The organism is Nonomuraea dietziae (genome assembly GCF_014195505.1).
GTDB lineage: Bacteria > Actinomycetota > Actinomycetes > Streptosporangiales > Streptosporangiaceae > Nonomuraea > Nonomuraea roseola.
Genome location: NZ_JACIBV010000001.1, coordinates 3,252,494 through 3,266,644, shown reverse-complemented (window position 1 = coordinate 3,266,644; position 14,151 = coordinate 3,252,494). Strand labels below are relative to the sequence as shown.

Below are 14,151 nucleotides of genomic sequence, written 5' to 3'. Positions count from 1 at the left end.
GCGATCAAGCCTGCGATGCGAGGTGCGGACACGTCGCCTCCACTCTCGGGGGTGTGGATAAAACCTAGGGGAACTTGTACAAACAAGGCCAGACCCAGTTAGTCGCATAAACATTGCTTTTTCGTGAACGAGAGGGATCGCATATGGCCGCGCGCTATGAACTCATCGCCGCTGAGCTGCGCGACGAGATCCTCGCCGGGGTCCATCCCGTCGGGTCGCAGTTGCCCTCGGAGGCCGAGCTCGCTGCGCGCTACTCGGCCGCCAGGGGCACCGTACGGCAGGCGGTGGCCGTCCTGGCCGCGGAGGGCCTGGTGGGCTCGCGGCAGGGAGCCAGGCGCATCGTGCTGGGCGGCGAGCGCAGCCAGAGTTTCGCCGAGTTGCACAGCTTCGCCCAGTGGGCCAGGTCCAAGGGGCACAGGGTGGGCGGCGAGGTGCTCGGACAGCGCCGCCGCAGGGCGGGGCCCGCCGAGCTGGTCAGGCTCGGCAGCCCCGAGGTCCTGGAGGTGCTGCGACTGCGCACACTGGAGGGCGAGCCCGTGCTGCTAGAGAGGACCGTCTACGCCTCGTGGATCGCCGGCGCGGTGGAGGCGCTGCCGCCTGACTGCGTCTCCGTGACCCAGGGGCTCTACGAGAGCGTGGGGCTCGTCTTCGCCTACGGCGAGCACCTCATCGACGCGGTCGCCGCGGGCAGCGAGGACGCCCGCCTGCTGGGGGTGCGGAGAGGCAGCCCGCTCCTGCGCCAGCGCAGGGTCACCACCACTCAGGAGGGGCGGCCCGTGGAGTGGTCGGACGACCGGTACCGGGCGGGCAGTGTCGCCTTCAGCATCCGCAACTCGATCGGCGCGAACCCGCTCACCCGGCTTGCGCTCTCATGACTTCGAACATATGCTCGAAGTAACACCCGACTTCCCCCGGGTGGCTCAGCAACAGACCCAGAGCCACGGGGAGAAGAAGCGTCTTGAGCAGACTCTACGGCGATCCCATAGAGGTGTGGACCCGAGAGGGCCAGCCGACCCAGTTCGTCTGGCGCGACCGGCTCTACCTCGTCCGCCGCGTCCTCGACCAGTGGGTGGTGGCCCGCGAATGGTGGAAGACCCGCGAGGGCGATCCCGGCGAGCGCCAGTTCTGGCGCGTCGAGGCCAGCCCCGGGCGTGATCTCGGCTCCTACGAGCTGCGCTTCGACACCGCCAGCGAGGGCTGGCTGCTGCTGAGGGCGTGGGACTGATGACCTCCTTCCCTCACCTGCACGTGAGCTCCGCCTACTCGATGCGCTACGGCACCGCCTTCCCCCATGCCCTGGCCCGGCGGGCGGCCGAGCACGGGATGGACATCCTCGCGCTGACCGACCGCGACGGGCTCTACGGGGCGCTCAAGCACGCCCAGGCGTGCGCGGACGCGAGGATCTCGCCGGTGTTCGGCGTGGATTTCGCGCTCGCGCCCTTCGCGGGCGCCGTGCCCGCCGCCTCGGAGGAGGACCACGGCCCGCTCTCCGGCTCCACCAGGCCCGCCTCGCAGCGCTCGCGCTCGGCCGCCCCAGGCTCCAACCGGTCGGCTCCCGCCTCCGGCGCTTCCCTGGCGGGCGCTCCCCGGGCTTCCGGCGCCCTCGGTGCTTCCGGTCCGCGGGAGGCGCGCCCGCGGACCGGTCCCGACGCCGAGGACAGGGTCACCGTGCTGGCCCGCTCCGGCGGCTGGTCCCGGCTGTGCCGCCTGGTCACCGCCGCCCACTACGCGGGCGTCAGGGGAGAGCCCGCGCTCACCCGCGACCTGGTCGCCGAATGGGCCGCGGGCTCCTCCGGCCCGAGCTCCTTCGGTCACCAGGGCCCGGCCCCCGCGCCAGGCGCCTCCCTCTCACGCGACCCCGCACGCCCCCGGGGCTTGCGAGGATCCGAGAGCGGGTTCGGCCCCGACGACGGGCTCGTCGTGCTGCTCGGCCCGAGGTCCGACGTCGGCCGCGCGGTGGCGGCCAGACGTGACGAGCACGCCAGGACACTGCTGAACCTCTGGCGCTCCGACGTGCGCGGCGTCGTCATCGAACTGGTCGACCAGTACGGCTACCGCGACGCCACCACCGCCGTCCGCATGCTCGCCCTCGCCGAGGAGTCCGGCGTGCCCGCCGTCCTCACCAACGCCGCCAGGTACCTCGACCCCGCCGACCACCAGACCGGCGACGTGCTCGACGCCGCCCGGCAACTGGTCCCTCTGCACCCCAGGCACCTCGACAGGACCACCTCCCATGCCTATCTCAAGAGCACCGACGAGATGCGCAGGGTCGCCCACAAGGTCTGCGGCGGTGACCAGGTGAGGGTCAACAGGCTGCTGCACACCACGCGCGCCCTCGCCGAGGCGTGTGTGATCGAGCCGAAGGACCTGCTCGCCCTCCGCAACGACCCGCCCGGCCTGCACCTGCCCGAGATCGGCCGCGACCCCGTGCCGCTGCTGCGCCACCGCTGCGAGGACGGCCTCGACGACAGGGGCCTGCGCGGCGACAGGAACGCCCGCGAGCGGCTCGAGTCCGAGCTGAACATCATCGAGAAGAAGCAGCTGTCCGGATACTTCATGGCCGTCGTCGGCATCACCGACAAGATCCGGCACATGGGCATCCGCTGCGCCATCCGCGGCTCGGGCGCCGGCAGCCTGGTCAACTACCTCATCGGCATCGGCGAGGTGAACCCGCTCCACCACGGCCTGCTCATGGAGCGCTTCCTGTCCGAGGGCCGCATCGGCCTGCCCGACATCGACATCGACGTCGAATCAGCCCGCCGCCTCGACTGCTACAAGGCGATCTACGACATGTACGGCGAGGCGCGCGTGGCCTGCGTGTCCATGATGGAGACCTACCGCGCCCGCAGCGCCCTGCGCGACGTGGGCGGCGCGATGGGCCTGCCGCCCCACGAGGTCGACGCGATCGCCAAGGCCTTCCCGCACATCCGCGCCCGCCAGATCACCGCCTCGCTGAAGGACCTGCCCGAGCTGCGCGAGAGCAGGCTCGACGAGGCGGGGCTCGGCAGGGTGTTCCAGCTGGCCGAGAAGCTCGACGGGCTGCCCAGGCACATCGCGCTGCACCCGTGCGGGGTGCTGGTCGGCAACTCGGGTCTGCGCGACCGCACCCCCGTGGAGCGCAGCGCGCTCGACTTCCCCATGTCGCAGTTCGACAAGGACGACGTCGAGGAGGCGGGGCTGCTCAAGCTCGACGTGCTCGGCGTGCGCATGCAGTCGGCGATGGCCTACACGCTGACCGAGATCAAGCGGGTCGACGACGTCGACGTCGAACTCGACGCCGTGGCCCAGGACGACGACGACACCTACGACATGATCTGCGCCAGTCGTACGCTCGGGTGCTTCCAGATCGAGTCGCCGGGCCAGCGCGAGCTGGTCGCCAAGCTCGAGCCCCGCACGATGGACGACCTGATCGTCGACATCTCGCTGTTCAGGCCCGGACCCGTCAACTCCGACATGGTCACGCCGTACCTGGAGTCCAGGCACGGCTGGCGGGCCGTCTCCTACCCGCACCCGAGCCTGCGCGCCGCCCTCACCGAGACCAACGGGGTGGTCGTCTTCCACGAGCAGGTCCTGAAGATCATCGACATCATGACGGAGGCGGGGCTGTCCGAGGCGGAGAAGGTACGGCGCAGCCTTGGCGATCCCGCAGGGCGCGAGGTCGCGAGGGAGTGGTTCTTCGCCAACGTGCGCCCGGTCTATGACCGGGCGACGGTCACGCGGGCGTGGGAGGTCCTGGACGCCTTCGGGGCGTTCGGCTTCTGCAAGGCGCACGCGGCGGCGTTCGCGCTGCCCACCTACCAGTCGGCCTGGCTCAAACGGCACCACGCGGCCGCCTTCTTCGCGGGGGTGCTCACCCATGAGCCCGGCATGTACCCGCAGCGGGTGATCATCGACGAGGCCCGGCAGTGCGGGGTCACCATCCTTCCCCTGGACGTGAACAGGTCCTCCAGGCACTGGACCGTGGAGCGCGTCGGCCCCGCGCCGCTGCGCCTCAGCGTGCGCCCCTCCTCCCTCGGGCCGCCTTCCTCTTCGGACTCTCCGGACTCTCCGGGCGAGGAGAACGGCTACCGGCGGCGGGTGCGCGACTTCAGGGCGGAGGATCTCGGCAGGGGGTACGGCCTGCGCGTGCCGTTCTCCGCGGTGAAGGGGGTGAGCGAGGCGGAGGTGGACCGGATGGTGGCGGGACAGCCCTACACCTCGCTGGCCGACTTCTGGGATCGCGCCAGGCCGTCCCGTCCGATCATCGAACGGCTGGTCCAGGTGGGCGGGTTCGACGCGCTCCACTCGCTGCGTCCGGGAGGACCCCGCTGGCGTGAGGGGGAGCTGACCAGGCGCGACCTGGTCGCCCAGGTCGGCGTGCTCGAACGGGCCTCGGCCTCGGGCGTCAAGGCGGGATCCCGCGCCCGCAAGGGCTACACGGGAGAGCGCCACCCCGGCTCGCGGGCGCCGGTGGACGAGCAGCCGGCCGTGCAGCTGCCCCTGGGATTCGCCGAGCGGATCGAGCCCGGCGAGCTGCCCGAGATGACCGAGACCGAGATGGTCGAGGCGGAGCTGGAGATCCTCGGCATCGACGTCAGCCGCCACGTCATGAGCTTCCACGACGACCTGCTCGACGCCATCGGAGTGGTGCGTTCCAGAGATCTCCTGGCCCAGCGCAACGGCGCGGAGGTGCTGGTGGCGGGCGTCAAGGTGGCCACCCAGACCCCGGCGGTCCGCTCCGGGCAGCGCGTCATCTTCACCACCCTCGACGACTCCACCGGCCCCGTCGACCTGACCTTCTTCGAGTCGGTGCAGGGCAGGTGCGCCTCGACGGTGTTCGGATCGTGGCTGATGGTGGCCAGAGGGGTGATCCGCCGCACCGGCACCCGCGCGGTCTCCATGCGCGCCGTCGACTGCTGGAACCTCGTGGACCTCGACGCCGCCTGGCGCAAGGACGGCCTGGAAGCGGTCCTCGCCCTGCTCGAGCGCCGTGAGCCGCAGACGGAGGGGGTGGGCGGCCGTCGCATCGAGTACGCCAACGGCTTCCGTATCTCCCCCTACTCCGACATCGGCCCCACGCCTGGCGTCGTCACCCCGCCCCGCAGGCTCTGGCACGCCAGCCAGGGCAGCTCAGGCCCCACCCAAGCCGCCTGACCCGGGTCAGGGGATGGCGGGGGTGAGGCGGGGCAGGCGGGCGGGGGCGGTCTGGATGCGGGTGATCTCGCGGACCGTGCAGGCGCACAGCAGGGCCGCCACCGCGGCCGCGCCCAGTTCGAGCCCGCTCAGCCCCGTCAGGTCGCCCGTCGAGTCGCGCAGCGGCAGCCGGATCGCGACCAGCGCCACCGCCGTCAGCCAGCTCAGCCACCACGCGCCGACCAGCGCGAGCCAGCGGCCCCTGCGGTCGAACGGCGGGCGGGCGCCTCTCCACACCTCGTCCACCAGCATGACGGGAGCGATCAGGTTGATCCCTGGCAGCAGCCAGGCCGCCAGCACGGGCCCGGAGGGGTTGGCGGCCTTGTTGGCGCGGCGCGCCCTGACCAGCCAGGTCAGGTAGGCGGCGCCCGCCGCGAACGTGGTGGTCACGGCGGCCAGCATCAGCACGGCGAACAGGGTGACCGCGCCGACCACGGCCTCCGCGCCGGGGGCGCGCGGGTCGCCGCCCATGGTGACGATCTCGGCGGCCAGGCGCCTGCCGCGTATCTCCTCGAACGCCACCAGGGCCGTCATCGCGGCGAGCTGCGCCGCGAGAGCCAGGTAAACGGTCGAAGCCGACCGTTTCGCTACGGAAGGGGTAAGGCGCACGAATCTCTCCCCCCGGGCATGCGCTGAGGTTCTGATTCACATGTATCCCGCCTGGCCCTCCGTTAATCAGCTCACCACGCCGGACTCCCACGCCCATGCTGCGATTTCCACCCGATTCCTCGCCCCGAGTTTGGCCATGATGCTGCCGATATGGGTCTTGACGGTGGAAAGGGAGACAAAGAGCTCAGCTGCCACCTCCTGGTTGGTTCTGCCCCTGGCGACCAGGCGCGCGACGTCGAGCTCCCGCTCGGTCAGCGGGTCCTTCAACGGCCTGACGGTGCCGGCGGCGGGCTGGGCCAGGTGCTGCAGCAGCCGTACGGTCACCGAGGGGGAGACCAGCGCGTCACCGGCGGCCGCGGCCCTGATGGCCTCCAGCAGCAGGGTCGGGCCGCTGTCCTTGAGCAGGAAGCCGGTGGCGCCGGACCGCAGCGCGCCGTAGACGTACTCGTCCAGGTCGAAGGTCGTGACGATCACCACGCGCATGGGGTTCTCGACGCCTGGACCCGCCAGGATCCTGGTCACCTCCAGCCCGTCGAGCTTGGGCATCCTGATGTCGAGCAGGCACACGTCGGGGCGCAGCCGCCTGGCCGCCTCCACCGCGTCGGCCCCGTCGGCCACGGCGGCGACCACCTCCATGTCGGGCTGGGCGTCGAGAATCATCTGGAAGCCCGTCCGCACCAGTTCCTGGTCGTCGGCGATGAGCACACGAATCGTCACAGCGGTAAGCCTAATCACGGGAGATCGTCCGATCGGCCGATGCCCATCGGACGCACGGCCGATCCGGCCCCATGGCCCCGCGCGACAAGGTCGTTCCCATGAACGACGTACTCGCGGGACACGGCCTGGCCAAGAGCTTCGGCCAGACGGTGGCACTGAACGGTGTGGACATCTCCATCAGGGCGGGGGAGGCGGTGGCGATCATGGGCCCGAGCGGTTCGGGCAAGTCCACGCTGCTGCACTGCCTGGCCGGGATCATGAAGCCGGACGCGGGGGAGGTGCACCTGCTCGGCCGGCGCATCGACTCGATGAAGGAGCGCGAGCGCAGCGCGCTGCGCAGGACCAGGTTCGGCTTCGTCTTCCAGTTCGGCCAGCTGCTGCCCGAGCTGCCCGCGGAGGAGAACGTGGCGCTGCCCCTCATGCTCGGCAACGTCTCGAGGCCCGACGCCGTACGGCAGGCCAGGCAGTGGTTCGTCCCGCTGGGCCTGGGCGGCATGGAGGGGCGCAGGCCAGGTGAGCTGTCGGGCGGCCAGGCGCAGCGGGTGGCGATCGCCAGGGCGCTGGTGACCAAGCCCGCCGTGGTCTTCGCCGACGAGCCGACGGGCGCGCTCGACCAGAGCACCGGCCACGAGACGATGCGCCTGCTGGTGGAGGCGACCAAGCACAACGGCGCCTCGCTCATCGTGGTCACCCACGACCCCGGTGTGGCCGGGTGGTGCGACCGCACGGTCGAGGTCCGCGACGGCAACCTGCTGCACAGCGCGGTGAGCCAGTGAGCACGCTCATGAGCCTCACCTGGCGCCTGCTCAGGGGCGGCGGACGCAGGGGCATGCTGAGCACCTGGCTCACGCTGGGCGCGGTGGTGATCTCCACGGGGCTGCTGCTCTTCGCGGTCTCGGCCAACGTCGCCTTCTCAGGACGCGCCGACAGGGGAGCCTGGCGCAATCCGGTCCAGGCCACGGGGCAGCCGGTCGCGATCGAGGCCGGGCGCATCGACTACGTGGGGGACAGGCAGATCACCGTCGTCGACCTGGCCTCGCTCGGCCCGAAGGCGCAGCCGCCACCAGGAATGGCGCGCTTTCCCGCGCCGGGGGAGACCTGGCTCTCACCCGCCCTGGCCGAGCTGGCCAGGAAGCTGCCAGGAGACCAGCTCGCCGGACGCTTCTCCGATGTCACAGGCGTGCTGGGCGAGGCCGCGCTCGTCCACCCCGAGGAGCTGGTCGCGGTCGTGGGTCACGAGCGCGACGCCCCGGCGATGACCGTCTCGCGCGGCGACTCCCTGCGCGGCGACATCTCGCCCACCAAGGTCGACTCCCTGGCGGGCGTCCCGAGCGAGGACGCCGAGGGGTACCGGATCCTGGCCCTGATCGCCAGCGTGCTCATGGTGGTGCCGCTGCTGGTCTTCGGCGGGGCCGCGGCGCGGCTCACCGTGGCCCGCCGCGACCAGCGACTGGCCGCGCTCAGACTGGTCGGCGCCACGCCTGGCCAGGTGGTCAGGATGACCGTGGCCGAGGCGATGATCGTCGCGTTCGCGGGGGCGGTCCTCGGCACCGTGCTGTACGGCCTGGCGGTCCCCCTGCTCACCAGGATCAGGATCGGCGGAGGCCCCTGGTTCGCCAGCGACCTGCTGCCCGGTCCGCTCGTCGTGCTCGGCGTCCTGGTGGCCGTGCCCGTGCTGGTGGGGCTGTCGGCGGTCGTGGGACTGCGCAGGGTCGTGGTCAGCCCCCTCGGCGTGGCCAAGAGGGAGACGCCGCCCGGCATGCGCGCCGTCAGGCTGGTCGCGCTGCTCGCGGTGCTGGCCGTGGTCCCCATGCTCGGCACGAGTGCGAGCGTCGGCGTGGTCGCGGTGGTGCTCGGCCTGGCCTTCCTCTGTATCAACCTGGTCGGCCCCTGGGCGGTCGGCCTCATCGGCAGGATCACCGCCAAGCGCGCCAAGAGGCCGGCCAAGCTGCTGGCGGGGCGCAGGCTGATGGACGACCCCCGCTCGGCGTGGCGGACGGTCAGCGGTGTGGCGCTGACGGGGTTCGTCGCGGGCTTCCTCGGGCTGCTCAGCCCTGGCGACGCTCTGGCGGGGCACGTCGCGAGCGAGCAGCTCAGGCTCACCGCGCCGAACACCGCGGCCGTGGCGGACCAGGCGCGGGAGCGGCTCGCGAAGGCGGGCGTGAAGGCCACGGTGAAGACCGAGAAGAACCTGGTCGTCACCGACGTGCGCACGGCCGACCTCGACAGGGCGCGCACGGCGCTCGACGGGCTGGTCCCCGGGCGCTCGGCCACCAGCGAGGCCGACGACCAGCGCTTCACGGGGCAGCTGCTCGACGACATCGCCACCGGCACGATCGTCGTGCTGTCGGTGTCGTTCCTGGTGGCGATCGCCAGCTCGGGCATCACCGCCGCCTCCTCGGTACTGGACCGCCGCCAGACCTACGCGCTGCTGCGACTGGCGGGCACCCCGCTGGAGGTGCTGGACAGGGCGCGCAGGTCGGAGACGCTGATCCCGCTCGTCGTGATGGGCGGCGGCTCGATCGCGGTCGGGGTGTTCTGCGCCTCGCCCTTCATGATGACGTCGCCGAACGTCTCGGGGGCGATCATGCTGGCGGTGTGCGTCGTGGTCGGGTTCGCCGGCGTGGTCGGCGCCGGCGCGCTGAGCCGTCCGCTGCTGCGCGCGGTCACCGACGACCCCGCTCCCCGTCCTGACTAGCCGAGCACCAGGTCGCGGACGGTGGTCAGGGAGCGTTCGTCGCGCGGGCCCATGACCAGCAGGTTGGTCACGGGCGAGTCGCGCCACAGCTGCAGGCGCTCCTTGATCCTGCCGGGCGGGCCGACCAGGGAGATGCCGTCGGCAAGCTCGTCGGGGATGGCGTCGAAGGCCTCCTGCCTGCGTCCTGCCAGATAGAGGGCCTGGATGCGGGAGGCGGCCTCGGCGTAGCCCATCCTGCCGACGATGTCGGCGTGGAAGTTGCGCGACTTGGCGCCCATGCCGCCGATGTAGAGGCTGAGCATCATCTTGACCCCGTCGAGCGCGCTCCTGACGTCGTCGGTGATCGCGACCATGACCATGGCGGCGACGTCGAAGCCCTCGGGGAACTCGCCGTACAGCTCGGAGATCTTCGAGGGGAAGGTGAACAGGGGCAGCCAGCCCTGGGCGATCTCGGCGGCCATGGCGACGTTCTTGGGGCCCTCGGCGCCGATGTAGACGGGGATGTCAGGGCGCAGGGGATGGGTGATGAGCTTCAGCGGCTTGCCCAGTCCGCCGGGCAGCGGCAGAGGGTAGTGCGGGCCCTCGTTGGTGACAGGCTCCTCCCGCCGCCACACCTTGCGCATGATCTCGACGTACTCGCGGGTCCTGGCCAGCGGCCGGGGGAAGGGCTGGCCGTACCAGCCCTCCACCACCTGAGGGCCCGACGCGCCGACGCCGAGCAGTAACCGTCCGCCGGTGAGGTGGTCGAGCGTCATCGCGGTCATCGCGGTGGCGACGGGCGTGCGCGCCGACAGCTGCGCGACGGAGGTGCCGAGCTTGATGCGCCTGGTGCGCGCGCCGTACCACGCGAGAGGGGTGAAGGCGTCGCTGCCGTAGGCCTCGGCCGTCCATACCGAGTCGTAGCCGAGGCGCTCGGCGGTCTGGACGACCTCGGTCGCATCGTCCGCGTGGCGCTGCCAGTAGCCCAGGTTCAGCCCCAACTTCATGCGACACCTCCGTAAATGAGAACAGGTTCTAATAACGCTGTGAGGGGTGTCAATGCGTGACTTTCGGGAAGTTCAGCCCTGTGCTGATGAAGGGGTTGCGCCGACTGGTCTGTCTGCTGCTGCTGTACCCACTGCTCGCCATGCCGGGCAACTCGGTACCGGCGGGAGCCACGGCACCGGTGCGGCCGAACATCCTCTTCGTCCTCGTCGACGACCTCGAGTACGGCGTGCTGCAGAACTTCCCCACCATCACCGGCCAGCTCGTCCAGCAGGGCGCCTCCTTCGACCACATGTTCGTCACGAACTCCTGGTGCTGTCCGTCGAGGGCGTCGATCCTGCGCTCGCAGTACGTCCACAGCCACACCGTGTGGACCAACACCGCCCCCGAGGGGGGCTTCGACCGCTTCCACACCGCGGGTCTGGAACGCTCCACGATCGGCACCTGGATGAAGGACGCCGGCTACCGCACCGCGATGATGGGCAAGTACCTCAACCACTATCCGGGTAAGACGGCGGCCGCCACGTACGTCCCGCCCGGCTGGGACGAGTGGTACGTCCCCGTCAAGCGGCTGTACGAGGAGTACGACTACACGCTCAACGAGAACGGCGACCTGGAGGAGTACGGATGGGAGGAGGACGACTACCTGACCGACGTCCTGACGCGCGAGGCCGAGGAGTTCGTCACCTCGGACGACCAGCCCTTCTTCCTCTACCTCGCGCCGGTCGCCCCGCACAACCCGGCCAACCCCGCCCGCCGTCACGTCTCGGCCTTCCCCGGCGTGAAGGCGCCTCGCCCGCCCTCCTTCAACCAGCAGAACGTCGAGGAGGAGCCCGCGTGGCTGCGCGGCAGGCCCCTGCTCGGCCCTGAGGCCGAGGCGCGCGTCGACGAGCGGTACGGGCGCAGGATGCGCTCCATGCTCGGTGTGGACGACATGGTCGCCACCCTGGTCGAGGCGCTGAGGAGGACGGGCAAGCTCGAGAACACCTACCTGTTCTTCGCCTCGGACAACGGCTTCCACCTCGGCACCCACCGCCTGCAGCAGGGCAAGACCACGCCGTTCGAGGAGGCGGTGAAGGTGCCGCTGGTGGTGCGAGGGCCCGGCGTGAAGCCCGGCTCGACCATCCACGCCATGGCGCAGACCGTCGACCTGGCGCCCACCTTCGCCGAGCTCGGAGGGGCGAGGACTCCCGACTTCGCCGAGGGGCGCTCGCTGGTGCCGCTGCTGCGCGGCCTCACGCCGACGCCGTGGCGGCGCAACGCGCTGATCGAGTTCACCCGTCCGGCCGACCAGAGGTCGGCCAGGCAGACGCCCGTGCCCGCCTACGCGGCGTTGCGCACCGAGACCCACACCTACGTGAGGTACGAGACGGGCGAGATCCAGCTCTACGACCTCACCCAGGACCCTTACCAGCTCCACAACCTGGCCAGGACCGCGCCCGCGGACCTGCTGGCGAACCTGCAGGCCCGTCTCGACATGATGCGGGCGTGCTCGGGCGCGACGTGCCGTACGGCCGACGTCTCCGGCGGATAGCCGAGCCGCGGCCCGGCCCTAGGCGGAGCAGGTGGTGGTGGCGGGCAGCTCGCCCACCATGAAGGCGCCAGGCGAGACGCCCATCACCGAGCGGAAGTCGGCGGTCAGGTGTGACTGGTCGTAGTAGCCCGACTCGGCCGCCAGCGACGCCCAGCTGCCGGTGCCGGCCCTGGCCAGCACGTCGCGCACCCTGTCGATGCGGGCGAAGCGCTTGGGCGCCACCCCGACCGCGCCGGTGAACAGCGTGCGCAGATGGCGCTCGCTGATGCCGAGGTCGCGCGCCACGTCGGGCACGCGCGGGGCCGTCCCCTCCCTCGTCGCGTACGGCGGGCGGCGCGAGACGGAGAGCCTGCCGATGGCGGCGTCCAGCAACCCCGCCTGCGACAGGTCGGCGGGCGAGCACGAGGCCAGGCGGCCCAGCAGCGCCTCATCGATCAGCGCGGACTCCTCGCCCGGCCTGTCCTTCATGCGCTCGGCCAGCAGGTCGGCCCGCGCGCCCCACAGCTCGCGCAGCGGCACGACACGGTCGACGAGCTCGCTCACGGGCACGCCCAGCGCCGCCCTGGCCCAGCCGGGCCGCAGCCGGACGGTGACGCACCGGGAGAGCACCTTCGGGGTCAGGTAGGACGCGCGGGTGCGGGGACCCAGCACCATGAGGTCGCCGTGCCCTTCCTCGGAGGCCCGGAACGCGAGCACGGTCGCGGGATCGGGCTCGCGCACGTGCACGATGCTCCTGTCGTCGACCGCGCTCTCGCTGATCTCCTCCACCCAGACGCTCATGACTCGGACCAAGGCGCGGGTCGTGCCGAAAATTCCTATAAGGCGACCCCTCTCGGGCGCCACCGTGGAGACATGATCCTGATCACCGGTGCCACGGGCACCATCGGCAGTGAAGTGCTCCGTCAGCTGGCGGACAGGGGTGAGCGGGTCCGCCCGATGGCGCGCGACCTGTCGAAGCTGAGCGTCGAGGGGGTGCGGGGCGACTTCGCCGACCCGGGCTCGCTGGAGCGGGCGCTGCGGGGCGTCGACAGCGTGCTCCTGGTGACCGCCTTCGGCACGGACCTCGCCCGGCACGACCTCGCCCTCGTCGAGGCGGCCAGGCGGGCGGGCACCAGGAAGGTGGTGAAGATCTCGGCCATGGGCACCGGCGAGAGCACGGAGGAGAACGACGTGCGCTCCTGGCACCACCCCGGCGAGCAGGCCGTGCGCGACAGCGGGATGGCATGGACGCTCCTGCGGCCCGCCGGTTTCGCCTCCAACGCGCTGATGTGGGCGCAGGCCGTCGGCGCGGGCCGGCCGATCCCGAACATGACGGGCGACGGCGGGCAGGGCGTGGTCGATCCGCGCGACGTGGCGGCGGTCGCGGTGGAGGCGCTCACGGGCGAGCACGACGGCAGGACCTACACGCTCACGGGGCCCGAGGTGATCAGCGTGCCCGGCCAGGCGGAGGTGCTCGGCGAGGTGCTCGGCCGTGACGTGGCGACGGTGCCGGTGCCGCTGGAGGCGGCCAGGGAGGGGATGCTGGCCTCGGGGATGGACCCGCTCATGGTCGAGGTGTTCATGACGGGCTCCGCCTTCATCGCGGGCGGTGGGGCGGCCGTGCTCAGCGCCGACGTCGAGGCCGTCCTCGGCCGCGCGCCCCGGAGCTTCGCGGACTGGGCGCGCGACCACAAGGACGCCTTCGCCTGATCATCGCCGGGGCGCCCGATCGTCCCAGGGCGCCTGATCAGGCCGGGTCGCCTGATCGCGCGGGGCCTTCGCCGGTCAGCGAGGGATAGGCGTGCGCGAGGTGGTCGGCCACCGCGCGGGCCGCGCCCTGCCCGTCCCTCGCCCCCACCAGCTCGTAGATGCGCCAGTGATCGGCCATCAGCACGTCGGTACGGCCCGCCGTCCGCACCGCCGACACGGAGTAGGCGTGGATCGTCTGGCGCAGCGCTCGCATGGTGGCCGCCAGGAGCCTGTTGCCCGACAGCAGCGCCACCCCCATGTGGAAGGTGACGTCGTGGTCGACGAACTCCTCGAAGGACGCCGCCGCCTCCATGGAGTCGAGCGCCGACCGCATGACCTCCATGGCCTCGGGCGCGTCGACGTGCTGGACCGCCCACTGCTCGATCATCAGCCTGGTGTCGATCACCTCGGGCAGCGCGAGCGAGGCCGTGCCGAGGTGCAGTCTCAGCAGGTCGGCCAGCGCGCTCTCGGGCCTGGAGATGAGCACGGCGCCCGCGTCGGGCCCCCTGCCGGCCTGCGAGGTGATCACGCCGAGTGTCTCGAGCACCCGCAGGGCCTCGCGCACCGACGAGCGGCCCACCTGAAGCTGCTCGGCCAGTTGCCGCTCGCCGGGCAGGCGGTCGCCGACGGTGAGGCCGTCGTCGGCGATGCGTTGCTCGATCTGGGCGATGACATCCTCGAACGTCCGCGACTTCCTCATATGGTCAGA

General features: G+C 71.5%; 12 protein-coding genes. 7 read left to right on the top strand and 5 right to left on the bottom strand.

Annotation, left to right across the window (positions count from 1 at the left end; genetic code table 11):
- Positions 1-143: 143 nt before the first annotated feature.
- From FHR33_RS15545 to FHR33_RS15535, 3 genes are all read left to right on the top strand, one after another.
- Positions 144-875, top strand: coding sequence for a GntR family transcriptional regulator (locus FHR33_RS15545; protein ID WP_183647727.1), 732 nt, complete (start codon positions 144-146; stop codon positions 873-875).
- An 83-nt stretch (positions 876-958) separates the two neighbouring features.
- Positions 959-1,225, top strand: a complete 267-nt coding sequence (locus FHR33_RS15540; RefSeq protein ID WP_183647724.1) for a DUF6504 family protein — start codon at positions 959-961, stop codon at positions 1,223-1,225.
- Positions 1,225-5,133 (top strand): DNA polymerase III subunit alpha, encoded by a 3,909-nt coding sequence (locus tag FHR33_RS15535; RefSeq protein ID WP_183647721.1) that lies wholly within the window; start codon positions 1,225-1,227, stop codon positions 5,131-5,133. Before FHR33_RS15540 ends, FHR33_RS15535 begins: the two co-directional genes overlap by 1 nt.
- A gap of 6 nt (positions 5,134-5,139) precedes the next feature.
- On the opposite strand, the gene FHR33_RS15530 is transcribed toward FHR33_RS15535, so the two are convergent.
- Positions 5,140-5,706, bottom strand: coding sequence for a DUF4328 domain-containing protein (locus tag FHR33_RS15530; protein ID WP_246451888.1), 567 nt, complete (start codon positions 5,704-5,706; stop codon positions 5,140-5,142).
- A gap of 141 nt (positions 5,707-5,847) precedes the next feature.
- A complete protein-coding gene (locus tag FHR33_RS15525; protein WP_183647718.1) occupies positions 5,848-6,498 on the bottom strand; it encodes a response regulator in 651 nt (216 codons plus the stop codon).
- 98 nt (positions 6,499-6,596) lie between these two features.
- Between FHR33_RS15525 and FHR33_RS15520 the strand changes: the two genes are divergently transcribed.
- Positions 6,597-7,274 carry an ABC transporter ATP-binding protein gene (locus FHR33_RS15520; protein WP_183647715.1) on the top strand — a complete coding sequence of 226 codons (678 nt, stop codon included), beginning with the start codon at positions 6,597-6,599 and terminating at the stop codon, positions 7,272-7,274.
- Between the two features lie 8 nt (positions 7,275-7,282).
- Positions 7,283-9,196, top strand: coding sequence for an FtsX-like permease family protein (locus FHR33_RS15515; RefSeq protein ID WP_183647712.1), 1,914 nt, complete (start codon positions 7,283-7,285; stop codon positions 9,194-9,196).
- Here FHR33_RS15515 and FHR33_RS15510 read toward each other — a convergent pair.
- Positions 9,193-10,182 carry an LLM class F420-dependent oxidoreductase gene (locus FHR33_RS15510; RefSeq protein WP_183647709.1) on the bottom strand — a complete coding sequence of 330 codons (990 nt, stop codon included), beginning with the start codon at positions 10,180-10,182 and terminating at the stop codon, positions 9,193-9,195. The genes FHR33_RS15515 and FHR33_RS15510 overlap by 4 nt on opposite strands.
- Before the next feature lie 56 nt (positions 10,183-10,238).
- Here FHR33_RS15510 and FHR33_RS15505 point away from each other — a divergent pair, with 56 nt between their 5' ends.
- On the top strand, positions 10,239-11,714 hold the full coding sequence (locus FHR33_RS15505; protein WP_312895551.1) for a sulfatase family protein: 1,476 nt from the start codon (positions 10,239-10,241) through the stop codon (positions 11,712-11,714).
- A gap of 18 nt (positions 11,715-11,732) precedes the next feature.
- Here FHR33_RS15505 and FHR33_RS15500 read toward each other — a convergent pair whose 3' ends face one another.
- Complete coding sequence (locus tag FHR33_RS15500) at positions 11,733-12,494, bottom strand: helix-turn-helix domain-containing protein (RefSeq protein WP_183647707.1); 762 nt, start codon at positions 12,492-12,494, stop codon at positions 11,733-11,735.
- Between the two features lie 72 nt (positions 12,495-12,566).
- Between FHR33_RS15500 and FHR33_RS15495 the strand changes: the two genes are divergently transcribed.
- A complete protein-coding gene (locus tag FHR33_RS15495; RefSeq protein WP_183647704.1) occupies positions 12,567-13,403 on the top strand; it encodes an NAD(P)H-binding protein in 837 nt (278 codons plus the stop codon).
- A 37-nt stretch (positions 13,404-13,440) separates the two neighbouring features.
- On the opposite strand, the gene FHR33_RS15490 is transcribed toward FHR33_RS15495, so the two are convergent.
- A complete protein-coding gene (locus FHR33_RS15490; RefSeq protein ID WP_183647700.1) occupies positions 13,441-14,142 on the bottom strand; it encodes a FadR/GntR family transcriptional regulator in 702 nt (233 codons plus the stop codon).
- Between the last annotated feature and the right edge of the window lie 9 nt (positions 14,143-14,151).